At 72.3% G+C, this 24429-nt stretch carries 20 protein-coding genes and 1 riboswitch; of the genes, 8 read left to right on the top strand and 12 right to left on the bottom strand.

What is annotated here, in order from left to right; genetic code table 11:
• Nucleotides 1–59 precede the first annotated feature (59 nt).
• From K8F61_RS08830 to nagB, 3 genes are all read left to right on the top strand, one after another.
• Entirely contained in the window at nucleotides 60–1301 is a 1242-nt protein-coding gene (locus K8F61_RS08830; RefSeq protein WP_231821383.1) for an ROK family transcriptional regulator, read from the top strand.
• A 90-nt stretch (nucleotides 1302–1391) separates the two neighbouring features.
• On the top strand, nucleotides 1392–2354 hold the full coding sequence (locus tag K8F61_RS08825; protein ID WP_231821382.1) for an ROK family protein: 963 nt from the start codon (nucleotides 1392–1394) through the stop codon (nucleotides 2352–2354).
• A complete protein-coding gene (nagB, locus tag K8F61_RS08820) occupies nucleotides 2347–3126 on the top strand; it encodes a glucosamine-6-phosphate deaminase (RefSeq protein WP_067248957.1) in 780 nt (259 codons plus the stop codon). Before K8F61_RS08825 ends, nagB begins: the two co-directional genes overlap by 8 nt.
• 633 nt (nucleotides 3127–3759) lie before the next feature.
• On the opposite strand, the gene K8F61_RS08815 is transcribed toward nagB, so the two are convergent.
• The 9 genes from K8F61_RS08815 to K8F61_RS08770 form a co-directional block, all read right to left on the bottom strand.
• Nucleotides 3760–4155, bottom strand: a complete 396-nt coding sequence (locus tag K8F61_RS08815) for an NUDIX hydrolase (protein ID WP_067248960.1) — start codon at nucleotides 4153–4155, stop codon at nucleotides 3760–3762.
• Nucleotides 4148–5551 carry an FAD-binding oxidoreductase gene (locus tag K8F61_RS08810; protein WP_231821381.1) on the bottom strand — a complete coding sequence of 468 codons (1404 nt, stop codon included), beginning with the start codon at nucleotides 5549–5551 and terminating at the stop codon, nucleotides 4148–4150. The genes K8F61_RS08815 and K8F61_RS08810 overlap by 8 nt, the downstream gene beginning before the upstream one ends.
• A 4-nt stretch (nucleotides 5552–5555) precedes the next feature.
• Entirely contained in the window at nucleotides 5556–5930 is a 375-nt protein-coding gene (locus tag K8F61_RS08805; protein WP_231821380.1) for a YrdB family protein, read from the bottom strand.
• 69 nt (nucleotides 5931–5999) lie between these two features.
• Nucleotides 6000–8450 carry a sigma-70 family RNA polymerase sigma factor gene (locus tag K8F61_RS19035; protein ID WP_269456635.1) on the bottom strand — a complete coding sequence of 817 codons (2451 nt, stop codon included), beginning with the start codon at nucleotides 8448–8450 and terminating at the stop codon, nucleotides 6000–6002.
• A gap of 411 nt (nucleotides 8451–8861) precedes the next feature.
• Nucleotides 8862–10043: an N-acetylglucosamine-6-phosphate deacetylase gene (nagA, locus tag K8F61_RS08790; RefSeq protein ID WP_231821379.1), complete on the bottom strand. Its 1182-nt coding sequence runs from the start codon at nucleotides 10041–10043 to the stop codon at nucleotides 8862–8864.
• Nucleotides 10028–11536 (bottom strand): beta-N-acetylhexosaminidase, encoded by a 1509-nt coding sequence (locus tag K8F61_RS08785; RefSeq protein ID WP_231821378.1) that lies wholly within the window; start codon nucleotides 11534–11536, stop codon nucleotides 10028–10030. Before K8F61_RS08785 ends, nagA begins: the two co-directional genes overlap by 16 nt.
• 79 nt (nucleotides 11537–11615) lie before the next feature.
• Entirely contained in the window at nucleotides 11616–12524 is a 909-nt protein-coding gene (locus tag K8F61_RS08780; RefSeq protein ID WP_231821377.1) for a class C sortase, read from the bottom strand.
• A gap of 96 nt (nucleotides 12525–12620) precedes the next feature.
• A complete protein-coding gene (locus tag K8F61_RS08775) occupies nucleotides 12621–14081 on the bottom strand; it encodes a SpaH/EbpB family LPXTG-anchored major pilin (RefSeq protein ID WP_231821376.1) in 1461 nt (486 codons plus the stop codon).
• Nucleotides 14082–14161: 80 nt separating this feature from the next.
• The gene (locus K8F61_RS08770; protein WP_231821375.1) at nucleotides 14162–16609 is read right to left on the bottom strand and encodes a DUF7927 domain-containing protein; all 2448 of its coding nucleotides are present in this window, start codon (nucleotides 16607–16609) and stop codon (nucleotides 14162–14164) included.
• A 144-nt stretch (nucleotides 16610–16753) separates the two neighbouring features.
• On the opposite strand from K8F61_RS08770, the gene K8F61_RS08765 reads away from it, so the two are divergent.
• The 3 genes from K8F61_RS08765 (at nucleotide 16754) to K8F61_RS08755 (ending at nucleotide 19882) form a co-directional block, all read left to right on the top strand.
• The gene (locus tag K8F61_RS08765; RefSeq protein ID WP_231821374.1) at nucleotides 16754–17356 is read left to right on the top strand and encodes a TetR/AcrR family transcriptional regulator; all 603 of its coding nucleotides are present in this window, start codon (nucleotides 16754–16756) and stop codon (nucleotides 17354–17356) included.
• A gap of 220 nt (nucleotides 17357–17576) precedes the next feature.
• A riboswitch (ZMP/ZTP riboswitch) is annotated at nucleotides 17577–17659 on the top strand.
• A gap of 67 nt (nucleotides 17660–17726) precedes the next feature.
• Entirely contained in the window at nucleotides 17727–19001 is a 1275-nt protein-coding gene (gene glyA, locus K8F61_RS08760) for a serine hydroxymethyltransferase (RefSeq protein WP_231821373.1), read from the top strand.
• Nucleotides 18998–19882 carry a bifunctional methylenetetrahydrofolate dehydrogenase/methenyltetrahydrofolate cyclohydrolase gene (locus tag K8F61_RS08755; RefSeq protein ID WP_231821372.1) on the top strand — a complete coding sequence of 295 codons (885 nt, stop codon included), beginning with the start codon at nucleotides 18998–19000 and terminating at the stop codon, nucleotides 19880–19882. Before glyA ends, K8F61_RS08755 begins: the two co-directional genes overlap by 4 nt.
• Nucleotides 19883–20002: 120 nt before the next feature.
• On the opposite strand, the gene K8F61_RS08750 is transcribed toward K8F61_RS08755, so the two are convergent.
• Together K8F61_RS08750 and K8F61_RS08745 are read right to left on the bottom strand one after the other, a co-directional pair.
• On the bottom strand, nucleotides 20003–20566 hold the full coding sequence (locus K8F61_RS08750; RefSeq protein ID WP_231821371.1) for a hypothetical protein: 564 nt from the start codon (nucleotides 20564–20566) through the stop codon (nucleotides 20003–20005).
• An 85-nt stretch (nucleotides 20567–20651) separates the two neighbouring features.
• On the bottom strand, nucleotides 20652–21218 hold the full coding sequence (locus tag K8F61_RS08745) for a TetR/AcrR family transcriptional regulator (protein WP_231821370.1): 567 nt from the start codon (nucleotides 21216–21218) through the stop codon (nucleotides 20652–20654).
• Nucleotides 21219–21273: 55 nt separating this feature from the next.
• Here K8F61_RS08745 and K8F61_RS08740 point away from each other — a divergent pair, with 55 nt between their 5' ends.
• Both K8F61_RS08740 and K8F61_RS08735 read left to right on the top strand, forming a co-directional pair.
• Nucleotides 21274–21747, top strand: a complete 474-nt coding sequence (locus K8F61_RS08740; RefSeq protein ID WP_231821369.1) for a DUF4188 domain-containing protein — start codon at nucleotides 21274–21276, stop codon at nucleotides 21745–21747.
• Between the two features lie 91 nt (nucleotides 21748–21838).
• Nucleotides 21839–23182 carry an anaerobic C4-dicarboxylate transporter gene (locus K8F61_RS08735; RefSeq protein ID WP_231821368.1) on the top strand — a complete coding sequence of 448 codons (1344 nt, stop codon included), beginning with the start codon at nucleotides 21839–21841 and terminating at the stop codon, nucleotides 23180–23182.
• Between the two features lie 62 nt (nucleotides 23183–23244).
• On the opposite strand, the gene K8F61_RS08730 is transcribed toward K8F61_RS08735, so the two are convergent.
• The gene (locus K8F61_RS08730) at nucleotides 23245–24336 is read right to left on the bottom strand and encodes an N-formylglutamate amidohydrolase (protein WP_231821367.1); all 1092 of its coding nucleotides are present in this window, start codon (nucleotides 24334–24336) and stop codon (nucleotides 23245–23247) included.
• Between the last annotated feature and the right edge of the window lie 93 nt (nucleotides 24337–24429).

The following is a 24429-nucleotide window of genomic DNA, read 5'->3' as shown; positions in this document are numbered from 1 at the left end:
GCGCGAATCGCGGGAGGTCAAGGTTGCGCCACTTTTGTTCGTAAGGTCTACTAACAAACATGCCCGTGTCGGATGATCAGCACCCTTCCGGGAACTCGGTTCCCGGACAGGGCTCGGTCGCGCGCCCATCCGTCGCAGGAGGCGTTCCGGATCCGGTCTTCGCCCCGGATCCGCACGCGTTCGGATCCGCCCGTCAGCTGCGCCCGCGAGGCAAGGTGCTGCCGGAGCACGCGCGCGGGCACAACCGCTCGCTCGTGCTGCAGACCCTGTACCACGCGGGCGCGATGAGCCGGGCGGACCTGTCGCGCGTGACCGGACTCACGCGCGTCACGATCTCGGACCTCGTCGCGGAGTTCATCGCCGACGGCATCGTGGTCGAGAAGGGCATCCGTGAGACCACCGGCCCCGGAAAGCCCCCGATCCTCGTCGACATCGACCGAGGAGGACACCGCATCGTCGGGCTGGACCTGTCCGGCCCTGGCGTCTTCGAGGGCGCCCTGCTGAGCCTGGACGGCGAGGTCGTCGTGCGGCGGGAGGTCCCGCGGCCGGAGGGAGGGGAGGCCGCGTACGAGGCCATCCGCGCCCTCGCGGAGGATCTCGTGGGTCTCTCGGAGGTGCCGATCCTCGGTGTCGGCGTCGGGGCGCCCGGGATCGTCCGTCCCGACGGCGTCGTGCTCAGCTCGCCGAACCTGGGCTGGACGGACTTCCCGCTGGAGCGACTGCTCGGCGCCGCGCTGGACCTGCCCGTCCTCGTCCGCAACGACGCGAACGCCGCCGTGCTCGCGGAGTACACGTTCGGGGCGGCGCGGTCGGACATGCTGCTGGTGAAGATCGGGCGCGGTGTGGGCGCCGGGCTCATCTCCGGCAGCCAGCCTCTCGTGGGCAGCCGCTATGCCGCCGGTGAGATCGGCCACGTCGTGGTGGGCACCGACGGCGGACCGCGGTGCGTCTGCGGCAAGGACGGGTGCCTGGAGGCCTGGCTGAGCGCGACGAATCTCCGCGCCCGGCTCGCCGAGGCCCCCGACGACGACGCGCGGGACGGGGTCCTTCGGGACGCCGGCACGCGCCTGGCGGTCGGGATCGCCCCGATCGTGGCGGCGCTGGACCTCTCCGAGATCGTGCTGTCCGGTCCCGCGGAACTGCTTGACGGCATCCTCCTGGACGCCACGCGCGCGACGCTGCACGCGAGGACGCTCGCCGGGGTGTTCGACGACATCGTCATCCGTCTCACGGCCCAGGAGGACATCGTGCTGCGCGGCGCCGCGGTCATGGTGCTCTCGGGGCAGCTGGGAGTGTCCTGACGTGTCGGATGCCCGTTCGCACCGCGACCGCGTGGTCGCGCACTGATGGCCGCGTCTGCGCAGACCGGCTCCAAGGAGGATGCCCGGTCGATGAGACTCGGTCTTGACGTCGGCGGTACCAAGACGGACGCCGTCGCGCTCACCCCTGACGACGCCGTCGCGGCGCGCGTGCGGATCCCCACCGGGTGGGGCAAGGACGCGGTGGTCTCCACCGTGCTCGAGGCGGTCGACCGCCTCGCCGAGGAGGGCGGCTTCGCCGCGTCCGACGTCTCCTCCGTGGGAATCGGGATCCCGGGCCTGGTCGACGCGGCGGGCGGGCGGGTGCTGCACGCCGTGAACCTCGGCGTCGAGGAGCTGGATCTGGCCGTTGCGGTCGGCGCCGCCCTGGGCGTCGCCGTCGCGGTGGAGAACGACGTCAAGGCGGCGGCGCTCGGAGCCGGCGCGCTCCGCGGCGACGCGCGGTCGATGGCCTATCTGAACCTCGGCACGGGCGTCGCGGCGGGGATCGTCGTGGACGGTCGACTGTGGCGCGGCGCGCGCGGGACCGCCGGCGAGGTCGGCCATCTCTCCGTCGACCCGCAGGGTCGCGTGTGCGGCTGCGGGCAGCGCGGCTGCATCGAGACGCTCTGCGGCGGCGGTGCGGTCGCCAAGGCCTGGGGGCGACCGGGTGCGCTCCCCATCCGGGACGTGTTCGACGCCGCCGAGCAGGGCGACCCCCTCGCGCAGGAGCTGAGGGAGGGCATCGCCTACGGGACGGCTTCCGCGATCCGCGCTCTCGTGCTCGGCGTCGACGTCGACACGGTCGTCATCGGCGGCGGCATCACAGCCCTCGGGGACCGGCTCCGCGACGACGTCGTCGCGCGCCTGCGTCAGGAGGCCGCCGTGTCACCGTTCCTCCGGTCGCTGCGGCTGGATGAAAGGATGGAGCTGTTGCCCTCCGGATCCCCGGCGGCGGCCTGGGGAGCCGCGCTGATCGGTGCGGCGCACGTCACGAGCGGAACCGTCGGTGCCGCGCAGAGTCATCACGAAGAGGGAGCACAGGTCCATGGCTGAGGTCGTCATCGTCGAGAGCAAGGAGCGCGCCGGCGCGCTGGTGGCCGACGAGATCGCGGAACTGATCGCCTCCCGCCCCGATGCCGTGCTGGGCCTGGCGACCGGGTCGACGCCGCTTCCCGTGTACGAGGCGCTGCGCGCCCGGCTCGCAGGCGTCGACGTGTCCCGCGTCCGCGGCTTCGCGCTCGACGAGTACGTCGGCCTGGACCCGGCCCACCCCGAGAGCTACCGCTCCGTCATCACCCGCGAGGTCGTGGAGCCGCTCGGGCTCGACCCGGCGCTCGTGCACGTGCCGAACGGCGCCGAGGACGGCATCGCGCACGCGGGTCCCGACTACGAGGCGCGGATCGCCGAGGCGGGCGGCATCGATCTGCAGCTGCTCGGCATCGGGACCGACGGGCACATCGGCTTCAACGAGCCGGGTTCCTCGTTCGCGTCCCGCACCCGGGTCAAGACGCTCACGGAGCAGACGCGGGAGGACAACGCGCGCTTCTTCGACTCGCTGGACGACGTGCCGATGCACTGCATCACGCAGGGGCTCGGAACGATCCTGGAGGCGCGCCACCTCGTCCTCCTCGCCTTCGGCGAGGGCAAGGCGCAGGCCGTGGCCGACGCGGTCGAGGGACCGCTCTCGGCGTTCCTGCCCGGGTCCGCGATCCAGCTGCACCCGCACGCCACCGTCGTCGTGGACGAGGCGGCGGCATCGAAGCTCAAGCTCGCCGACTACTACCGGTGGACCTTCGCCCACAAGCCCGCCTGGCAGGGGATCTGACCCGCGGGGTACGGCCGATTCTCGGTCGTTGAGCGAGGAGCGCAGCGACGAGTCGAAACGCGCTCACCCGGGGTGCGGCCGCTGCGCGATGGCCTCGTCCGTCGCGCAGTCCCCCGCCGTCCTTCGGTCGGCTCCCGCCAGGCCCGATGCCAGCGCGTCGGACGAGGCCATCGCTCCGCTCGGCTCCCGGTCGACACTCCTTCCGGTCTCCCTCCGGTCGTTGAGCGAGGAGCGCAGCGACGAGACGAAACGTGGTGACCCGGGTCCGCGGTGTGGGGTCGGTCCGCTGCGCGATGGCCTCGTCCGTCGCGCGGTCCCCCGCCGTCCTTCGGTCGGCTCCCGCCAGGCCCGATGCCGGCGCGTCGGACGAGGCCATCGCTCCGCTCGGCTCCCGGTCGCCCCCTGCTGGTCGTTGAGCGAGGAGCGCAGCGACGAGACGAAACGTGGCGACCCGACCCTGCTTCGTTTCGTCTCGCTTCGCTCGCTCAACGACCGACAACACCCTTTCCGGTCGTTGAGCGAGGGGCAGCGACGAGACGAAACGTCGTGACCCGGGGCTGGGGCGTTTCGTCTCGCTGCGCTCGCTCAACGACCGGTGGGGAGCGCAGCGACGAGACGAAACGCCGGAAGGCGTCAGGACCAGGCGAGGGGGAGCAGGTGCTCCTCGCTGAGCGGGGCGAGGGGGAGGGCAGACGCCTCGTCGGGAGTGATCCAGCGCAGCTCCGCGAGCTCCGCCTGGACGGTGACCTGCGTCTCCTCCGCGCGCAGGGCGAACGCCGTCGCGACCACGCGGTGACCCGGCTCGTTCGCCGCGGCGGAGACGAAGACCCCGAGCGGGCGCAGCTCGTCGAGGGAGACCCGGAGACCCAGCTCCTCGTCCAGCTCGCGCGCCAGGGTCTGCGCCGCGGTCTCGCCCGGCTCCGGCTTGCCGCCGGGCTGCATGAACCGCTCGGTGCCGTTCTTGCGCACCACCAGCGCGCGGCCGGCTCCGTCGGTCACCACCGCCGCGCTCACGTGGATGTCAGGCATTCGTTCCTCCTCGTGCGGCGAAGACCTTGCCCGGATTGAGGATCCCGGCCGGATCGAACACGCGGGCGATCCGGCGCTGGATCTCCCACTGGTCCTCGCCGAGCTCGTCGGCGAGCCATCTGCTCTTGAGCGTGCCGATCCCGTGCTCGCCCGTCAGGGTCCCGCCCAGGCGGATCGCGGCGCGGAACAGCTCGTCCGCCGCCTGCCAGATCCGCGGCGGAACCTCGGGGCCGTCGAAGATGAAGTTCGGGTGCAGGTTGCCGTCGCCGGCGTGAACGACCGTGGGGATCGTGAGGTCGTAGGCGCGTTCGATGCGGGCGATCTCGTCGAACATGGCCGCGAGGGCGCTGCGCGGCACCGAGACGTCCTCGATGAGGGTCGTGCCGAGGGCCGCCATGGCCGGGTGCATGGAGCGGCGGATCGCGAGGAGGCGTTCGCCCTCCTCGGGATCGTGCGAGACCGAGACGGTCCCGCCCGCGTCGCGAAGGACATCGGCGATCCGGCCCGCCTCGTCCGCGGCGGCCGGGCCGTCGGTCTGGATGGTGAGCTGCGCCGTGCCGGGGGCGGGGTCGTCCAGACCCAGCAGGCGGTGGACGGCGACGAGACTGGCGGCGTCCATCAGCTCCATGATGGCGGGCTGGACGCCCGAGGCCGTGACGGCGGCGGAGGCGACGGCCCCGGCGCGGACGTCGGCGAAGGTCGCCGCGACGGTGCAGGGCGAGCCGGGCACCGTCCGCCGCAGCTTGAGGGTCGCGCCGACGACGACGCCGAGCACACCCTCGGAGCCGATCACGAGAGAGGTGAGGTCGAGGCCGGTGACGCCCTTCACGCTGCGGTGGCCGAGGTGCAGCAGCCGGCCGTCGGCGAGGACCAGGTCGATCGCGAGGACGGCGTCCCGGACGACGCCGTACTTGGCGCACAGGAGGCCGCCGGCCCCCGTGGCGATGTTCCCGCCGACGGTCGAGATCTCACGGCTCGCGGGGTCCGGCGCCCACCACAGGCCGTGGGGAGCCAGGGCACGTCCGAGGTCGCCGCCGAGGACCCCCGGCTCGACGACGGCCAGCAGATCGTCCGGGCGGATCTCCAGGATCCGGTTCATCCGGAGGGTCGACAGCGAGATCTCGCCGGGTCCCGCCCCGGCGGCGCCCGCGAGCCCCGTCCCGGCGCCGCGCGTCACCACGGGGGTGCCGGTCTCGTGGGCGATCCGCAGCGTCTCCTGGACGTCCGCCACGGACTCCGCGTGCACGACGGCCAGGGGCGCGCCGGGGGAGGAGTGTCCCGAGCGATCGGCGCGGGCGGCCTCGAGGCTCGCGGGGCTCAGATCCACGCGCTCGCCCAGTCGTGCGCGCAGCCGCGCCACCACGGCGTCCGCGCCCGAGGACCCCTCGACGCCCATGCGCTCAGTCCAGCGCGCGTCGACCGGCGACGAGGCCCGCGGCGACGGCGACCACGCCGAAGCCGAGACCGATCCACGTCTGCCCCAGAGACCACCAGGCGATCGTGACGCCCGCGTAGACCGCGAGCTCGACAGCGGCACGGAGGAACGGGTGCACCGCCAGCACCGGGCGCGGCGACAGGAACAGCGCCCACACCAGGACGACGACCGCGGGGGCACCGATCGCCGCCACGATGTTCCAGGGCAGGGACCACGCCACGAGACCCCAGAGGACCAGCGACCCCACGGCGACGAGGAGGATCACCACGCGGACGATGTCGAGAGGGGTGACGCGGGCCGTCATGCCCGCAGCGGGCGCGGTCGACGGTGTGGCGGACATGGTCTCCATCCTACCGCCGGACGGATCGGCCGCAGACGCGGCCGCGGGGTAACGGGGATGAGCTCTGCGTCACGGGTCCGTGGTGCGCACGGCCGCGGGCAGCGCCGAGAGCGTCGCGGGTGTCTCCACGGATCCTGCGGGCGCCGGCTCGCCGGTGAGCGCCGGCGTCTCGGCGTCCTCCGGCGGGTCGTCCGCGGGCACCGCCGGGGCCGGCTCCGCGACCTCGGGCTCCTCGACGGGAGCCGCGGGCTCGGGGTCCGGGGCGATGAGAGCGGGCGGATCCACCGGCACGGTGTCCTCGGCCGGTGCGGCCGGCGGGACGGTGTCCTCCACCGGGTCCGACGATGCCGGATCCGGCGCGGGAAGCGGGGGCTCGTCCGTCGTCTGTCCCTCGGAGCCCGGGCCGGTCTCCTCCGTCGGCGGCGTGGTCGGCTCGGCTCCTCCCCATCCGGCGAGGGCGAGCAGCCGCGACAGGGTCGTCACGGTCGGCGGTCCCTGCTCCTCACCGTGGGTGTACCGGAGATCCACCTGAGCGTTGACCAGAAGCTGGAGGAGGCTGGGACGCAGCGCGACGGATCCGGTGCCGTCCTCGCCGAGCACGGTCGAAGAGGTCCCCGCGGTGCGGCCGTCGATGTACGGCTGCACTGTCGCGCCCGGGGCGCCGGACACCGTCACGGTGATGTGCGTCACGATGTCGAGGTCCAGGGCGACCGACGCGGACACGATGGTCGGTGAGCCGTCGGGAAGGCCCGGATCGGGCGTCGGTGTCGGGGTGGGCGTCGGCTCGGGCGTCGGCTGCGGGTCCACCGTGGGTGTGGGCGTTGGTGTCGGAGTCGGCTCAGGCGTCGGGGTCGGCGTGGGCGTGGGCTCCGGCGTCGGAGTCGGCTCAGGGGTCGGCGTGGGCTCAGGCGTCGGCGTCGGCGTCGGCTCAGGCGTGGGCGTCGGCGTGGGTGTGGGCGTCGGCTCAGGGGTCGGCGTGGGTGTGGGCGTCGGCGTCGGGGTCGGCGTGGGCTCAGGCGTCGGCGTCGGCGTCGGCTCAGGCGTCGGCTCGGGCTCGGTGGGTTCGGGCGACGGGTCCACCGGTGGTTCGGAGGGCTGTGGCACCGGAGGCGCCGGATTGGGCGCGGGGGTCGGTCCGGTCGGGACGGGGAGCGGTAGCGTCGGGCGCAGGAAGGGTGGGTCCGTCGGGCGGATCCGATCGTGCGGCCGGTCCGGAGACGGCGTCGGCTCCACCACGATCGACTTCGTGTTCGTGGCGGAGGGGTCGTCGGGACCGACCTCGGCCACGATTCCGGCCGACCCCTGCTGACCGGCAGAGGGCTGGGACGTGGAGCTGGGATCGGCCACCAGCGCCGGAACGACCGCCGAGGCCACGATGGCTCCGGCCACTACGAGTGCCGCCGAGCCCACGCCGACCAGCGCGCCGAGCCCGGAGACCACGCCGCCGCCGGAACCGGCTCCACCAGCACCGCCGCCGGCTCCTCCGGCGCCACCGCCCGTTCCGCCGGCTCCTCCGGCTCCACCAGCACCGCCGCCGGCTCCTCCGGCTCCTCCGGCGCCACCGCCCGTTCCACCGGCGCCCCCAGCTCCTCCGGCACCCGCGCCGCTTCCGCTGGCAGCGGCGCCGACTGCGGTCGAGCCGGCCACGACTGCGCCTTCGACGACGCCGGACGGCATGGCCGCAAGAGCGGTCAGCGGGGCGGAGCCGTTCTGCAGCGTCGCGAGGTACGCCCCGGCACCGGATACGCCGAGCACGAGCGGCAGGAGGACGAGCGCGAGCCGGTGCGAGACGTCCTTCGCTTCGGCGGCGACGATCATGCAGCGCGCGCATTCGTCGAGGTGGAGCTCCAGCTTGCGGCGATCCCGTGTGCCCAGGTTGCCGCGCGAGTACGCACCGAGGCGCTCGATCGTCCACTCGCAGGCCGAGCCCGGCTCCGCCGAGCGCAGGTGCGCCTGGATCCAGGCCTCGCGCAGGCCCTCGCGGGCGCGGAACGCGAGCTGCGAGGTCGCGCCGGCGGACATGCCCAGCAGCGGAGCGATCTCCGCGGGCTTCATCTGCTCGATCTCGGAGTACCAGAGCACTTCCTGCCAGCGGGTGGGAAGGCTGCGGAACGCCTGAGCGGTGAGGCTGCGGTCGAGCGCATCACTGGCGGCCTGGTCCGTGGTGCTCGGATCGGGGACCCGGTCGAGCTCGTCGATCGCCGACTCCCGCTTGGCACGCCCCCAGTTCGCCGCGGTGTTGCGGATGCTGGTGAACAGGTAGGCGCGGAAGGACCCCGTGGGGCCTCCGCCCTTGCGGATGGTCTGGAAGATGCGGGCGAAGGACTCCTGGACCAGGTCGTCGGCGTCGAAGGCCGACGTGATCGAATGGGCGACCGCGATCCCGGATCGGTGGTGGCGTCGCCACAGCTCCGCGTAGGCGTCGGCGTCGCCCGAGCGGGTACGGAGGATGAGGTCCGCGTCGCTGGGCGCGTCGGCGCCCTCGGGGCGGGCCGGAGGAGTGTGGTTCTGGTCGGTCATGGAGTGTTTCTCACGTCGGATGGGTGCGCTCTCACAGGAAGAGACACGCGAACCCTCGTTCCATCACGCGGACTCCCCATTCTTCACCCTCAGCCTGAGAAGGGCCAGTGCACGGTGCGGATTTCCTGCGGTCCCGTCGAGGGTGCCCCGGGTGCTCGAAAAACTCGTGGAGAAAAATCTCAGAACCCGCGTAATGAATCCGAGGAACGCGCATCTCATTGGTCAGAGACAGCCTGCGTCCCCACCGGGGGGCGGAGACGCACGGCAGCCGGCGGCGGGGAAATCCGCCGGTCAGGCGGGCTCGGGAGCCTCGGGGGAGGAGTTCCCGAGCCCCCTTCTCTGCACAGGGGGAGAAGGAGGTCGCCGCACTGGGGGCGGCGACCTCCCCGCTCCCTCCTCCGCGGAGCCGGATCATCCGCGCGCGATCGGACCGCCGGTCCACACCCGCGCGACGTCGAGATCGGACGTCAGGAGGACGGCGTCGGCGGTGAGGCCCGGCGCGAGCGCACCGAGCGCGTGACCGACGCCAATCGCACGGGCCGGCGTCTCGGTCAGGGCGCGGATGGCCTCCGTCAGCGGCACGCCCGCCTCGACCGCGCGTCGCAGCGCGACGTCCTGAGTGAGGGTGGAGCCGGCGATCGAGCCGCTGTCGACGCGAGCCACGCCGTCCCGCACGGTCACATGCAGGGCACCGAGCATGTAGTCCCCGTCCGCGGAACCGGCCGCAGCCATGGCGTCGGTCACGAGGGCGACCCGTCCGGGCGCCTCGTCGAACACGAGCTTGATGACATGCGGGTGCAGGTGGATGTTGTCCGCGATCGCCTCGAGGACCACGCGCGGATCGGCTGCCGCCGTCAGCACGGGACCGGGCTCGCGGTGGTGGACCGGGCGCATGGCGTTGAAGGCGTGGGTCAGGATCGTGGCACCCGCGTCGAACGCCGCCCGCATGGTGTCGTCGTCGGCATCGGTGTGGCCGACGGCAGCGGCGGCGCCGCCGGCGACGATGCGGCGGATCGCCTCGAGTCCTCCCGGAAGCTCGGGGGCGATCGTGACCTGACGGATCGTGCCGCGCCCGGCTGCCAGCAGACGTTCGACGTCGGCGGCCTCGGGCTCGCGCAGCAGGTCCGGGGAGTGCGCACCCTTGTGCCCCGGGTCCAGGAACGGCCCCTCGAGGTGGGATCCGAGCAGATCCGGCTCCTCCTCCATCAGGTCCGCGATCGCCGCGGCGCGTTCGGCGAGCTCGTCGAGCGTGGCGGTGACGAGGGAGACGACCGCGCGGGTGGTCCCGTGAGCGCGATGGACGGCGCGTGCGGTGCGGATGGCGTCGGCGCCGTCGTCGAACGCCGCGCCGCCGCCGCCGTGGCCGTGGATGTCGACGAAGCCCGGGACGAGGAGGGCGCCCGGTCCCGCCGTCTCGGCGGCGTCGACGACCCGGTCCGCGGGTGTCCAGTCCGTGCCGGCGCCGAGCGCCGTGACCCGTCCGTCGTCGAACCGGACCCAGGCGTCCTCGGTGATCGACCCGCCCGAGACCAGTCGGGCCCCGTGGACGACGAGCGAGCCGGCGATCGAGCTCTCGGTCACGCCGCCGGCCATTCGATCTCCTCCGTCGCGTGGTATCCGATCCCGCTCGCGGCCCAGCCGGCGGCCAGCCCGGCCACACGGTCGCGGAACGACTCCCACGTCCGCTCGGTCCCGTCCGAGGCCGACCAGGCGATCTCCGCGATCGCGGAGACGCGCGGGAAGACCAGTCGGTCCGCGTCCTCGATGGTCCGCACCGTCTCGGTCCACAGCGGCGCCTCCACCCCGAGGACACCGGTGTCGGGGATGCCCGGGACGATCGCGGTGGGCTCCCACGAGTAGGCCGTCCGCAGGTCGATGAGTCCGGCCCAGTCGAGTCCGAGGGGGAAGTCGGGGGTGTACTTCATGTCGAGATAGGTCACGTTGGACGGCGACATGATCAGCGCGCCGCCGCGCTCGACGAAGTGCGCCGCCTCCTCCGCATGCGTCCCGCGCGGAGTGGTGTTCCCCCAGTACTGACCGACCGTGCCCTCGGCGATGCCGTCGGCGGCACCGACCTCGTGCCAGGCGACCGGGGTCTTCCCGGTCTCCACGACGAGGGTGGTGGCCCGCTCGACGAAGTACGCGAAGTCCTCCGCGGAGGTGCCGAGGGACTCGTCTCCGCCGATGTGCAGATACGGGCCGGGAGTGATCTCGGCGAGCTCCGTGAGGACGTCGCGCACGAAGCCGTAGGTCCGCTCCTCGCGGATGCGGACCGAGGAGTGCCCGACTCCCCAGCCGAGGTACGGCTCGCCCGCGACGGGCAGGGGCTGGCCGAGCCGCTCCGAGTCGGCGAGCAGGCCGTCGTTCATCACGGGGGCCTCGACGAGCTCAGGATAGGCGACGCCGATCGCGTGCGTGTGTCCGGGCAGGTCGATCTCCGGCACGACGATCATGTGCCGTGCCGCGGCGTACTCGACGATCCGGCGGTAGTCGTCCTTCGTGTAGAAGCCGCCCGGGTCCCCGCCCGCCGACGTCGAGGCCGCCCGCTCGGTCAGCAGCGGCCAGGAGTCGATGTGAATGCGCCAGCCCTGATCGTCGGTGAGGTGCAGATGCAGCGCGTTGTACTTCAGGGCGACGGCCCTGTCGATGTAGCGCTCGACGTCCTCGACGCCGAAGAAGTGGCGGGCGACGTCCAGCATCACGCCGCGGTAGCCGAAGCGCGGGGCGTCCTCGATCTCGACGACCGGGACGACCCAGCCCTCACCTGTCTCCTGCAGCAGCTGGAGCAGGGTGCGCGTCCCGTAGAACAGGCCCGCGGCGTCGTGTCCGATGACTCGGACGCCGTCGGTCACCGACAGGACGTAACCCTCCGGCGACGACACCGCGGGGTCGATCGCGAGGACGACATCGCCGGCGATCTCGCCGCGGCCAGGGGCGAGGTCGGTGTACGCACGCAGTTCAGCGCGCAGCATTTCCGCCGCCGCGGCATCACCGGTGATGCGGGCGGGATCGAAGGCCACGACGCCTTCTCCTCGCTGGACGACGGACGGGTAGGGGACCAGGGGCAGCGGATCAGGCAAGACCATGAACAAAACCTACCCCGGGCAGGCCCGCGGAAGCGAGCATCGATGTCCTGCACCGAAGCGTCGTCCGGCCCCGGTCGCGTCACCGTCCGGCCGCTGAGGCCGGACCGTCGCCCGTACGGGGCCGCCGCCGGAGCAGCGGCGGGACGAGCGCCCAGAGGATCGCTCCCGCAGCGAGGAAGGCGGGGATCCACCACGCGCCGATCAGCGTCTCCCACGGGCGGGGCTCCGATCCGGCGGGCACCGTCCCGGAGGACGTCCGGGTGGGCTCGGCCGCGACGATGCGTTCCGCGTGCACGAGGAGGCGATGCGAACCCACGCCGATCGGCGTGCAGGTGAGCAGCGTCAGGAGGTCCTGCCCGTCCTCCACGCGGAGCGAGCGGGTGTCGTCGGGCCGGACCGTCTGGGTCCCCGTGACGCGGTACTGAAGGTGGCGCCCCGCGACGTCGACGGTGATGATGTCCCCGACCCGGGCAGCGTGGATCGGGTCGAACAGGGCCGCGTACGGCGCCCCGGAGTGCGCGGTCAGCACGCTGTGCGTCCCCGCTCCGCCGACCGGGAGACTGCTGCCGAAGAGATGTCCGACGCCCTTGCGCAGCACGTCCTGATCCGTGCCGAGGGAGACGGGAAGATCGACGCCCAGGCGTTCGTAGCGGACCCGCGCGACCACGCCCGCGGCCCCGACATCGAGCTGCCGGAAGTACTCGGCGGGATCCAGCCCCGGCGCGGTGCTCGCGGTGCTGTAGGGATCACGCACGCGCCCGGTGGGGAGCGCGGCGTTGTAGGCGTCCGCGTCGGCGAGCAGGGAGGCACGGCTCTCATCGGGCGCGGCCGCGAGGTGCTCGGTGTACTGCGCGTTGGCGTGGGCGTGCTGGAGACCGGAGAACCAGTCGGCGGCCGTCGGATACAGCAGCAGGCCCGTCGCTGCGAGCCCGCCGAGCAGGATCAGCAGGTTGATCGCCGAGAAGCGGCGCGCACGGGCGGTGGGCATACGGGATCCTTCGGGTCGGTGTCGCGGAGAGGAGAACAGAACGCGGTCGACGGTTCCGCGGCGGAGGGAGGACGTCGCGGAACCGTCGGCCGGGCATCAGGCCTCGCGGGTCGCGCGACGGCGGATCACGGCGAGCACGATCACGGCGCCGAGGAGCACGGCTCCGGCGCCGAGCACGCCTGCGGTGCCGGCGAGACCGGTCTGCGGGAGCAGGAACCCGCCATTGTGTGGGACGTTCTCCACGGTCACGGTGATGCGCTCCGGGTCGTCGCTGGTGACATCGACCTTCACCGGCTCGGCCAGCAGCTCGTATCCCTTCGGGGCCTGAGTCTCGGCGATCCAGTAGGAGCGCCAGTCTGCGTCGCCGGGCTGGAGCTGACGACCGTCGGCGAAGTCGGAGTAGCGCAGGCCGCGGATGACCGCGCGTCCGTCGGCGCCGGTGGTGAACTCGGTCTGCCCGTCGATCTCCAGCGGGTTGTTCCCCGAGCGGGCGTCCGCCTCGGAAAGGAACACCTGGAAGACGGCGCCCTCCAGCATCGTGGCGGTGTTGTCCGCGTCCACCTTCTCGATGACGAGCGCGCCCCATTTGGTCTCGACCGGCGGGGTGACGACCGGGCCGCCGGGCTCGCCGGGCTCGATGTCGAACGAGGCCTCGTTCGGGTAGATGACGGCCTCGTTGGCGATCACGCCGGTGCTGTTCGCGCGGGTCGTGATGACGGCCTGGACCTGGGCGGAGCCGGCGGAGGCCGCGATGACCATGCGCCCGGTCTCGGTGAACTCGATCACCACGGTGTTCGTGTCCTCCGTGAAGGAGACGGTGTAGTGGATGCGCTCGCGCAGCGGCGCGTCGTTGGTCAGCGTGACCTCGGTGCGGACGTGGTCCAGACGCGGGTCGAGCGTGTCGGCGATCCGGTAGCCGTCGATGACGTCGACGTTCGGGATGTCGCCGAGGATCGTGAAGACGACGTCGTCGCCGGCCACGACCGCCTCGGAGTCGCGCACGGTCTTCTCACCGCCGGTGACGGCGTTCTTCGGGTAGACATGCACGTCGTACATCCACGAATCGCGGTTCTCCGGATCCGTCAGCGGCAGCGTCACCAGGAACGGCTTGCCCATCGTCACGCCGGCCGGGGCACTGGTCTCGGAGACGAGGTACAGCCCGAGCGCAAGCCCGGAGAAGATCGCGTCACCGGCGGCGTCGGTGGTCTTCACGATGCCCGGCTGCTCCGCGCGTGCGGCGGCCTCATCCGGGGTGAGCGCGGCGGCGTCCTGCCAGCCCTCGTTCGTGGTGAGGTCGATGCCGGAGACCCTCTGCACGGTGAAGTCGACGCCGGCGAGCGGAGTGAGGCCGGAGGTGTCGTGCGGGCGGCCGTCCGCACGGGCGCCGGACTGCTCGGGCTGGACGAACTTGTGGATGTTCAGCGTGGCGGTCGCGTCGCGGTCGATGTCGACGACGTGCGCGGCGTGGGCGGCGGGCGCCAGCGCGGCGCTGCCGAGCGTGAGGCCGAGCACGGCCGCCGCGACGGCGGCGGCTCGTCGGCGGAACGGGGTGGTCATGGGATCTCGCTTTCGTCGGGCGTGTGCGGTGGTGGTACGCCCGGGCGCATCTGCGCCCGGGCGGGCTTGAGGGGCGGCGTTCAGCCGCGGTGTCGGTCCGCGCGGCGGGCCAGGATGATCCCGGCCAGCACCGCCAGGAGCACCAGGCCCGTCACCGTGAACGCTGCGGTTCCGGTGCCGCCGGTCTGCGGAAGCTCCGGCGCACGGGCCGGCGTGTGGTGGATGGTCTCGCAGGGCGCCTCGCGGGTGCAGGTGTCGGGCGGGGTGGTGCTGTGCCCCCAGGCGACGTTGCGCAGCGTCCGGGCCCAGGCGTCCTCGTGCACGATCACGCGGTAGCGGAGCACGGCCTCCTGACCGGCCGACACGGGGAACGCGGCGGTGGCGAGCACGCCGTCCGCGGGGTCCGCGACCCGGAGCGGCGCGGCGTCGCCGATCGTGAGGGTCGCGGATCCGGCGACGAAATCGGCCGACGCCAGCACGTCCGACAGGTCGTCGGTGAGACGCGCGTCGGGGACGATTCCGTGCACACCCGTGGCCGTCACCGTGTAGTCGACGGCGTCGCCGGGGAAGACCTCGCCGCCGGCGACCGGATCGGCCGTCTTGGACACGGTCCACGCCGGGACCTCCACCGGGTTCTCGGTGCAGGCGACGGCGTCCTCGCAGTCCGGCGTCTCCGTCCCGGTCCGAATGACGAGATTGCGCAGCACTCGGTCGCCGAGAGCGTCGGCGTCCTTCACCGTCACGCTGTAGTGCACGTCGGCGCTCGCCGCGGCGGGGAGCCTGCCGGAGACGCGGAGGCGGTCCCGATCGAGCTCCGCGACGAGCGGGGCGTCCGCGCGGATCGGGTCGGGCCCCAGGATCGCGTCGTCGAGGACGTCCGAGAGCAGGTCGGTGTGGTCCACGTCGACGGGCACACCGGCGGGGTTCTGGAAGTGCAGCGTGTACTCCACGCGCTGTCCGGGCACCACGGCCGTGCCGCTGTCGGGAGTCGCCCTCTTTGTGACGGCCACGTCGGGACGCGGCGAGTTCGTGAACACGCACTCGAGGGCGCGGTCGGCGCCCGGCTGCTGCGTCGGGATCGTCAGCGTGAAGGCCGATCCGTCGCCCTCCGCCAGCGTCTCGCCGGTGTCCTCGTCCCGGCAGAGCCAGGTCGCGTCATAGGCGTCGAGGCCGCGGGAGCCGGTGCCCGCCTCGGACAGGGTGTACTCCTCGCCGGGAGCGACCGGGACGGCGCCCGCCTCCGCCTGCTGCCTCCCCGGACGGTCGCCGGTGGTCGTCGCTTCGGCGACGGGACGCTCCGCGTCGTGCGCGGGGGCGATCGTGAGACGGAACTGGTCGGCGGCGTCGGCTCGCGTGATCACGTCCTTGCGCAGCGTCAGTACGGTGGAGGTCGCCGGATCCGGGGCTGTCGGCGGCTCCGGATCGACGGGCGGCTCCGGATCGGGGTTGCACTCGAACGGCTCCTCGACGAACGGATAGTTGTGGTGCTCGGCGCCCTCTCCGGCGAGGCGCAGAGTGCCGTTGGTGAGCAGGCGCCCGTTGGTGCTGGCCGTGACATCGACGGTGGGGCGGGAGTGGTCCGCGCCGACGCCGGGGACCAGGATGCTCCCGAGGATCTCCGAGCTGCCGCCGAGGGTCACCTGGGTGGCGTCGACGAAGTTCCAGATCGTGCGCTGCGCGACGCGGCCGAAGCCGCTGACGCCCTGGCCGACGACGTCCACCCGGGCGCCGTCCTCACTGAACTGGTAGGGAGCCCAGTTCGCCGTGGCGCCGTGGACGTTCACGATGACCGTCGCGTCGTCGGCGATCCCGGTGAACTCGATCTCGTCCGGCAACTGATCCGCGTTCAGGGCGAACACCTCGCGGGCGGCGCCGGTGCCCTCGAAGTTCACGCCGTGCATGACCTTTCCCGTCGTCGGCAGCTGCGCGTAATCCGCGGAGGTGCGGCGCAGCAGATCGCCGTAGGAGGCCCAGGCGGCGGTCGCGGCGGATCCCATCTCGTCCTGGACGCCGGAGCGGAAGTCGTAGGCGGAGCTCGGGAACGCGGGGCTCAGGGCGCCCCCGACCCGAACGGGGCCGCCGGCGACGCCGAGGGTGCTGCGCGTGGTGACGCTGAGGTCACCCCCGACGGCGAGGGCGGGGTGCCCGCCGCCGGGGGTGACGTGGGATCCGACCCCGACGACGCCGAGATCGATCCGGCGGGCGCGGTCGGGCGCCACGTGCAGGTCCCGACCGACGACGACGAGTCCCTCGACCTCGGCCCGGTTGCCCGTCAGGATCAGGTCGGAACCCGCGTACACGGCGACGTTGTTGTCCACGACGGGGCGATTGCGGTTGTCCGGGCTGGGGAGCTCGCCGATCGTGCACTGTCCGATGAACGGGGCGGGGCTGGGGGACTCCGCCCCGTTCTGGCCGCTGAGCCGAGGAGTGTCCTCCGCCGTGGGGGACGGCGCGGCGATGCCCAGACCGAGGGCGGAGATCGCCGCCGCGGAGACGGCGGTGATCAGGGCCTTCGGAGCAAGGGGCATCGGAGAGTCCTCAGATCGGGTGGGACGGCCGCGGGTTTCGCGAACAACACCGATACTGACGTATATACCTGAGTATATACTGAAAGATGGTAGCCTTCCGGTGCCGACTCTCTCCCCTTCTTCCCCCGATCCGAGGAGAATCCGATGCCCCGCGACACCCGAACCTTCGACGAACGCCGGCAGGCCATGGCGGAGGCGGCCGGCACCCTGTTGCGCACGGAGGGGCCCGGTGCCGTCACGCATCGCCGGGTGGCGACCGCGGCAGGGATCCCGGTCGGATCGGCCAACCACATCTACCGGACGCAGTCGGAGCTGTACCTCGCAGCGGTCGAGTTCGCGGAGGAGGAGCGCTACCGGACGGCGGCGGAGGTCGTGGCGGGGCTCCCGGACCGCATCGACGATCCCCGCGAGACCGCGCGGCTATTGATCACGGCGTGGTACTCCCCGCCCGCGCCGGAGTTCCTCGTGGAACGGCGGATCGAGCCGATGCTGCTTGCGTCGATGGATCCGCTCACGCGCCCGGCCATGCTCCGCGGCATGGCGCGGATCGCGCCGCTCCTGCAGACGATCCTCGAGCGGGCGGGGTTGGGGAGCACGGCGGTCTCCGACCTTCTGCCCTCCTTGACGCTGGGAGCCATCACCTTCGCCGCGACGACGGAGACGGACGACGCGATGTCCCTCGCGGTCGACACGCTCGCACGCCTCATCGAGGCATTGAGGAAGGTACCGGGCGCGTCCGAGCGATGACCCTTCCCGGGGAGCCGCGAAGCAGGTGGCGCTCTCGATCGGACAGGGCGGCGACCGGCGAGTGGCCGACGCCCGATCTGCACATCGAGTCCCGATTTGCACATGGTTGCGCGCCGGTTGGTGTGCAGATCGGAGCAACATGTGCAGATCGGGGGAGGGGGCGCCTCCGTCCGCACGGTGTGGGCAGACGGGCGGCGGACTCGGGGCGTTCCGCTATGCTCGTGAGCGTCGCGACTGGCGTCTGGGTGGGGCACCACCGGGGAGCGACCGTTACGGATTCGACCGCGCGCCTGGGCCGATGAGGTGTTCCGACACGTCCGCTCCCGCGGGCGCTCACCAACCGACCGATCCGTCATCAAAGGAGAACGCCATGACCGACTCGTCCTTCAACGCCCGCCTTTCCGAGGTCGATCCCGAGATCGCCGAGGTCCTGGACCGCGAGCTGAAGCGTCAGCAGACCTTCCTCGAGATGATCGCGTCCGAGAACTTCGTGCCCGTCTCGGTGCTGCAGTCGCAGGGCTCGGTGCTGACCAACAAGTACGCCGAGGGCTATCCGGGCCGTCGCTACTACGGCGGCTGCGAGGAGGTCGACGTCGCCGAGGAGCTCGCGATCGCCCGTGCCAAGGCACTGTTCGGCGCCGAGTTCGCCAACGTCCAGCCGCACTCGGGCGCCACCGCGAACGCAGCCGTGCTGCACGCCATCGCCCGCCCCGGCGACACCCTGCTCGGCCTCTCGCTCGACCAGGGCGGCCACCTGACCCACGGCATGAAGATCAACTTCTCGGGCCGGCTGTACGACATCATCGCCTACGGCGTGAACCCCGAGACCTCGACCATCGACATGGACGAGGTGCGGCGCCTCGCCATCGAGCACAAGCCGAAGGTCATCATCGCCGGTTGGTCGGCCTACCCCCGCACCCTCGACTTCGCCGCGTTCCGCGCGATCGCCGACGAGGTCGGGGCCCTCCTCTGGGTCGACATGGCGCACTTCGCCGGTCTCGTCGCCGCCGGCCTGCACCCGAACCCGGTGCCGCACGCCCACGTCGTCTCGTCGACCGTGCACAAGACGATCGGCGGTCCCCGCTCGGGATTCATCCTCACCAACGACGCCGACATCGCGAAGAAGATCAACTCGGCCGTCTTCCCCGGCCAGCAGGGCGGCCCGCTCATGCACGTGATCGCCGCCAAGGCGACCGCGTTCAAGATCGCCGGCACCCCGGAGTTCAAGGAGCGCCAGGAGCGCGTGCTGCGCGGTGCGGCGATCATCGCCGACCGCCTCTCGCAGCAGGACGTGAAGGACGCCGGCATCTCCGTGCGCTCGGGCGGCACGGACGTGCACCTCGTGCTCGTCGACCTGCGCGATGCCGAGATCGACGGCAAGCAGGCCGAGGACCTGCTCCACGAGATCCACATCACCGTCAACCGCAACGCCGTGCCGAACGACCCGCGTCCGCCGATGGTCACGTCGGGCCTGCGCATCGGCACCCCGGCGCTCGCCACCCGCGGTTTCGGCGACGCCGAGTTCACCGAGGTCGCCGATGTCATCGCCCGGGCTCTGCAGCCCGGTGCCGACCTGGATGTGCTGCGAGCCCGTGTCGACGCGCTGGCATCGGCCTTCCCGCTCTACCCGGACCTGCAGCAGTGACCGCGAGGGTCCTCGACGGCAAGGCGGCGTCCGCCGCCATCAAGGCCGAGCTGACCGAGCGCGTCGCCGCGCTGAAGGCGAAGGGCGTCACCCCGGGGATCGCGACGGTCCTCGTCGGCGCCGACCCCGCGTCCCAGCTCTACGTCGGCATGAAGCACCGCCAGTCCGAGGCGGTCGGGATGAACTCGATCCAGCGGGAGCTTCCCGCGGACGCGACCCAGGCCGAGGTCGAGGCGCTGATCGACGAGCTCAACGCGGACCCGGCGTGCCACGGGTACATCGTGCAGCTGCCGCTGCCGAGGCACCTGGACACCGACGCGATCCTGGAGCGGATCGATCCGGAGAAGGACGCCGACGGACTGCACCCGACCAACCTCGGACGGCTCGTGCTGAACGTCAACGGCCCGATCCACACGCCGCTCCCGTGCACGCCGCGGGGCGTGATCGAGCTGCTGTTGCGCAACGACTATGACCTGAAGGGCAAGCACGTCGTCGTCGTCGGGCGCGGGGTCACGATCGGGCGTTCGATCGGGCTGCTGCTCACCCGGCGCGAGCTCAACGCGACGGTCACGCTCACGCACACCGGCACGGTCGACATGCCGCGCTACCTGCGCGAGGCCGACGTCATCGTGGCCGCCGCGGGCGTCAAGCATCTGATCCGGGCCGAGGACGTCAAGCCCGGAGCGGCCGTGCTCGACGTGGGCGTCACCCGCGAACGGGACCCGGAGACGGGGAAGGACCGGGTGTTCGGGGATGTCGCCCCCGACGTCGCGGAGGTGGCGGGCTGGATCTCGCCGAACCCGGGCGGCGTCGGTCCGATGACCGTGGCGCTGCTGATGACGAACGTGGTGGAGGCGGCGGAGCGCACGCTCGACGCGTGAGCCGGCGCCGTCGCGCGCGGATCACGTGGCGGCGCGGACATCGCTTCGACGGGCTCAGTGACCGGCTTCGATGGTCTCTGAGCCCGTCGAAGGGCTTTCGGAGCGCTGCCCGCGCGCAGATCAGCCGAGCTCGTCGAGCATCCGTCGCTGCTCGGGGGTGAGTCCGTCGTCGAGCTCCGCGCGACCCTGCGTCCGTGCGGCGTGGTCGGCGGCCGACGGCGGGGCCTGCGCCGGTGCGTTCGCCTGGGGGCCTGACATCCCTCCGCGGCCCAGGCGTGCGCCCGCGGCGTCGTACAGCTCGCCCGCCTTCGCCTCGACGCGGTCGTCGATGGCGTCGTACACGACCCAGGCGATGAGCAGGATCAGCGGCGGGAGGACATAGCCCCAGAACCACCCGCGCACGTGCACACCGCTGAACCAGACGGTGAGGATCCAGACGACCAGCTCCACCGCGAAGACGAGGGCGTACTGCACGGCCTTCTCCCCGGCGCGGGAGCGCGTGCGGGAGGATCGCGCCGCGGCGTTGCGGAACACACGGGTCAGCAGCGGCTTGACCGCGAGGGCGGCGGCGGTGAGCACGACTCCGGCCCACAACGCGTGCCATCCGACCGAGACGGTGGGCATGAGCCACCCGATCACCAGCAGGACGACGACGGTGAAGACGTACAGGGAGGCGATGCGCACGACCCATTTCCTCATCCGCCCAGCGTGGCACACGCGGCGTGATCAGGGAACCCGTCCCGTTCTGCGAACGGCCTCGTGCGATGCGTCAGCGACCGGGGTGGGCGGCGGCGATCCCGTCGAGGACCGCCTCGTAGACCGGGTCGGGGGAGACGTGGTGCGGGGTGATCCCGGCGAGCTCCAGGCTCACGGCTCCGTGGACCTGCGCCCACACGGCGATCGTCGCGCGGAGGTCGGCCTCCGGGGACGGGGTCGCGGTGCCGAGGAGCGTACGCGCGAGGGGGAGGAGCGCGCCGAGGGAGACCGCGGGGTCGACGCCCTCGTGCGCGGCGGCGAGGGCGCCGCCGAACATGAGGCGGTAGCGCGCCGGGTGCCGCAGGGCCCACGCGCGATAGGCGAGCCCGAGCGCGCGCAGGCCCTCCGGCTCCGCCTCCTCCTGGGCGCGGCCGAACGAGGCGAACGCGTCCTCGACCACGGCGGCGAGCAGCTCGGTCTTCCCCCCGAACAGTGCGTACACCGCGGAGGTCGACGTTCCGGCGGCGCGGGCGATCTCCCGGAGCGACACGCGTTCCGGTCCCTCCTTGTCGACGAGCTCCGCGGCCTCCTCCAGGAGACGGCCCCGCAGCGCGGCGTCGTGTGTGGATGGTCTTGCCATGAGGTCCATCGTATCGTAACGTCGTTTTATAACAACGTTACGGAAGGAGTCGGGAATGACGCAGGTGCACACCGGCCGGTTCACCGCCGCGCCGGACCGTGAGGACATCACGGTCTTCCTCATCGGGATGCGGGCGAACCGATGGTGGGATCTTCCGAGGGTGCTGCGCACGGCGAGCCGGATGGGGCCCATGCTGCGTCACCTGGCCGTTCGCCCCGAAGCGGGGATGCTCGGCGGGCATCAGTGGCTGGGGCGGACGACGATCCTCGTGTCGTACTGGGAGAGCCCGGAGCACCTCCAGCGCTTCGCGGCGGATCGGGATGCGCCGCACCTCGCCGCCTGGCGGGAGTTCATGCGCACGGCGGCGGGCTCGGGGAGCGTGGGCGTGTGGCACGAGACGTACCAGGTGCCGGTCGCCGATCTGGAGACGGTGTACGTGGACATGCCCGCGTTCGGGCTGGCGGCCGCGACCCGGCACACGAAGGTCACCGCCGGGCGCAACACCGCCCGCCAGCGCCTCGGACGCTGATCCCGTCGCACGCAACCGTCGCGCGCGCTCCTGGTGGCGCTGTCGCCGTGACCAATATGCTGGCCCCATCCGCGGACGCTGAGGAGCCCTCATGGAGATCGCCCTGTTCGTCGCCGAGCTGCTGGTGGTCCTCGGCTGCATCGTGATGGGGACGCGCTCCAGCGGCGTGGGCCTCGGTCTCTGGGGAGGGGCGGGAGTCGCGATCCTCGTCTTCGTCTTCCGGGTGCCGCCGGGCTCTCCGCCGGTGGACGCGCTGCTGATCGTGCTCTCCGTCGTGCTGGCCGCCTCCATGATGCAGTCCGCGGGAGGCATCGACTGGATGGTGTCGGTGGCGGCGAAGCTCATCGCGCGCAGCCCCCGTCAGATCACGCTCGTCGCGCCGCTGGTGTCGTTCCTCTTCTCGGTCGGCGCCGGGACCTCGAACATCCTCTACCCGCTGCTCCCGGTGATCCAGGACCTCTCGTACCGCAACGGGATCCGCCCGTCCCGCCCCCTGTCGCTGTCCGTGGTGGCGACCGGCGTCGCGCTGGCCTGCAGTCCGGTGTCCGCTGCGATGGCGGCGATGGTGACCCTCACGGACACCGCCCCGTGGAACTTCGAGCTCGTCGACATCCTCAAGGTCACGATCCCCGCCGCGGTGGTCGGCATCGTGGTGTCGGGGCTCGTGGTCAACCGGCTCGGCAAGGAACTGGCGGACGACCCCGACGTGCAGGCGCGGATCGCCCGCGGCGAGCTCGCGCCGCCGCGACAGGGCGCGGACGAGGTGAAGGCGGACGTCACGGTCACGGCCGCCGGGAGAAACGCGGCGATCATCTTCCTGCTCGGCGTCGCCGTGATCGTCTTCTTCGGCCTGTTCAAGCAGTTCCGACCGCTGGACGCCGACGGCGGACCGGTGAGCATGACCCCGATCATCGAGATCGTGATGTTCGTGGTCGGGACCGTGATCCTCCTCGTCTCCCGGCCCAAGGTCGCCGAGATCCCCACGGTCACCGTCTTCAAGGCGGGCATGGTGTCGGCGATCGCGCTGTTCGGCCTCGCGTGGCTGACCGACACCTTCCTCGGCGCCCACACGGCGCTCATCGCGAACGGCGTGGGCGGCCTCGTCAGCGCCGCGCCGTGGATCTTCGCTCTCGGTGTGTTCCTCGTCTGCGTGCTCACGACGAGCCAGTCCACCGCGACGAGGACGATCGTGCCGATCGGGCTCGCCGCGGGGATCCCGCTCGGGCTGCTGTCGGGCATGTGGGCCGGCGCGTTCGCCGGCATCTACCTGCTGCCGACCAACGGATCCCAGATCGCCGCCGCGAACTTCGACACGTCCGGGACGACCAAGCTCGGGACCAAGCTCGTGGACCACTCGTTCTTCGTCCCCACCCTCGTGCTGGCGGTGACGACGATCGGCTTCGGCGCCCTGTTCGGGGTCCTCTGGGGCGGGTGAGGCCAGCCCCGTTCTCTCCGGCCGATCGGGGTCGACCCGCCCGGACGCCGACCCGGTGGGAGTCAGCCCTCCCGGTAGAGGTCCCAGGCGCGACGGCACGCGTCCGCCACGGCGTCGACGTGCGCGGGGTCCTCCTCGACCCAGTCGTCGCCCGGACGATGCAGCAGCTCCGTGGCCGCGGCTCCCAGCAGGTACTCGCGGAGGAACTCCGCCTGCACGGCGTCCAGCGCGAGGCCGGCCGCGGCAGCCGGCGCCGCCAGCTCGCGGAACCGCGCCCCGGCCGCACGGATCTCCTGGCTGCCCAGGTACGGCCGGTTGAGCGACACGTCCTCGGGGCTGCCGACCGGGAATGCGCGCCGATGCGCCTGCGCGAGCGCGCGCAGGTGCTCGGGAGCCATCGTGGGCGGATCCGACGGGTCCGCGCGCGCCTCGCCGCGCTCGTCGCCCCGGTTGGACAGCGCGACCACGCGCGGGAGGCGGTCCTTCTCCTCGCGGGGCACGTTCACGGCCCCGTCGGGCGTGGTGGTGGTGTTCATGGTGTCGTGGAAGGAGAGCCGCGTGAACCGGCCGCCGGTCGTGAGGCGCCGCGACACGATCCGCTCGGTCAGCTCGTCGCGGATCCGCTCGTACACGCCCAGGCCGCGCTCCGCGACCTCGACGAACGCGTCGATCAGACGCCGACGCTCCTCCTCGGCCTCGGGGACCTCCAGGATCGGGAAGAACGAGAACGTGACGGGGCGGATCGCGTCGACGCCCGTCAGGTCGACGGGCTGCCAGGGCCCCGCCTCCGTCGTCCGGGCGATCGCCGCCGTGAGGTCGGCGCCGGGATCGGCCGGCCGCGGGCGGTTCGGGTCCCGCACCAGCCGCGGGTGGGGGTTGATCACGGCGATGGTCCGCGGGTCCTCGGACGCCCACCGCCGGACGATCGCGGCGGTCGCGACGTCGGTGAAGTCGTACTGGAGCCGGCGGGTCAGCGCGGGGGAGAGGAACTCGGCGAGCTCCTCGGGGATCGCCGCCCCCGCGTGCGGGCAGCTCACCAGGAGGTCGGCGTCCGCGATCGCCTGGTCCAGGGTCCGGTGCGCCGGGTCGGCGTAGACCACGATGTCCGACTCGGTGAACGTGCGTCCCGCGGGGATGAGGTCCAGGGTGCCCATGGCGCTCATGCTAGCCAGCGCACGCCGTCGCGCCCAGCGCCGGGAGTCCGCGATGTGGGTCGGCTGCGGCGCGATCCGACCCGGGGCCGCCTC

The sequence above is a fragment of the Microbacterium resistens genome (assembly GCF_021172025.1).
GTDB classification, from domain to species: domain Bacteria; phylum Actinomycetota; class Actinomycetes; order Actinomycetales; family Microbacteriaceae; genus Microbacterium; species Microbacterium resistens.
Note: the sequence above shows the minus strand (reverse complement) of the source record. Positions and strands in the feature narration are given on the sequence as shown.

What these genes read in the sequence shown, in the direction of transcription:
- nagA (WP_231821379.1), bottom strand. Translation starts at nt 10,043, where the DNA reads ATGGCCGGCGGCGTGACCGAGAGCTCGATCGCCGGCTCGCTCGTCGTC.
- K8F61_RS08775 (WP_231821376.1), bottom strand. Translation starts at nt 14,081, where the DNA reads ATGACCACCCCGTTCCGCCGACGAGCCGCCGCCGTCGCGGCGGCCGTG.
- glyA (WP_231821373.1), top strand. Translation starts at nt 17,727, where the DNA reads ATGACCGACTCGTCCTTCAACGCCCGCCTTTCCGAGGTCGATCCCGAG.
- K8F61_RS08815 (WP_067248960.1), bottom strand. Translation starts at nt 4,155, where the DNA reads ATGCCTGACATCCACGTGAGCGCGGCGGTGGTGACCGACGGAGCCGGC.
- K8F61_RS08770 (WP_231821375.1), bottom strand. Translation starts at nt 16,609, where the DNA reads ATGCCCCTTGCTCCGAAGGCCCTGATCACCGCCGTCTCCGCGGCGGCG.
- K8F61_RS08765 (WP_231821374.1), top strand. Translation starts at nt 16,754, where the DNA reads ATGCCCCGCGACACCCGAACCTTCGACGAACGCCGGCAGGCCATGGCG.
- nagB (WP_067248957.1), top strand. Translation starts at nt 2,347, where the DNA reads ATGGCTGAGGTCGTCATCGTCGAGAGCAAGGAGCGCGCCGGCGCGCTG.
- K8F61_RS08780 (WP_231821377.1), bottom strand. Translation starts at nt 12,524, where the DNA reads ATGCCCACCGCCCGTGCGCGCCGCTTCTCGGCGATCAACCTGCTGATC.
- K8F61_RS19035 (WP_269456635.1), bottom strand. Translation starts at nt 8,450, where the DNA reads ATGACCGACCAGAACCACACTCCTCCGGCCCGCCCCGAGGGCGCCGAC.
- K8F61_RS08810 (WP_231821381.1), bottom strand. Translation starts at nt 5,551, where the DNA reads ATGGGCGTCGAGGGGTCCTCGGGCGCGGACGCCGTGGTGGCGCGGCTG.
- K8F61_RS08730 (WP_231821367.1), bottom strand. Translation starts at nt 24,336, where the DNA reads ATGGGCACCCTGGACCTCATCCCCGCGGGACGCACGTTCACCGAGTCG.
- K8F61_RS08785 (WP_231821378.1), bottom strand. Translation starts at nt 11,536, where the DNA reads ATGGTCTTGCCTGATCCGCTGCCCCTGGTCCCCTACCCGTCCGTCGTC.
- K8F61_RS08805 (WP_231821380.1), bottom strand. Translation starts at nt 5,930, where the DNA reads ATGTCCGCCACACCGTCGACCGCGCCCGCTGCGGGCATGACGGCCCGC.
- K8F61_RS08825 (WP_231821382.1), top strand. Translation starts at nt 1,392, where the DNA reads ATGAGACTCGGTCTTGACGTCGGCGGTACCAAGACGGACGCCGTCGCG.
- K8F61_RS08740 (WP_231821369.1), top strand. Translation starts at nt 21,274, where the DNA reads ATGACGCAGGTGCACACCGGCCGGTTCACCGCCGCGCCGGACCGTGAG.
- K8F61_RS08735 (WP_231821368.1), top strand. Translation starts at nt 21,839, where the DNA reads ATGGAGATCGCCCTGTTCGTCGCCGAGCTGCTGGTGGTCCTCGGCTGC.
- K8F61_RS08745 (WP_231821370.1), bottom strand. Translation starts at nt 21,218, where the DNA reads ATGGCAAGACCATCCACACACGACGCCGCGCTGCGGGGCCGTCTCCTG.
- K8F61_RS08830 (WP_231821383.1), top strand. Translation starts at nt 60, where the DNA reads ATGCCCGTGTCGGATGATCAGCACCCTTCCGGGAACTCGGTTCCCGGA.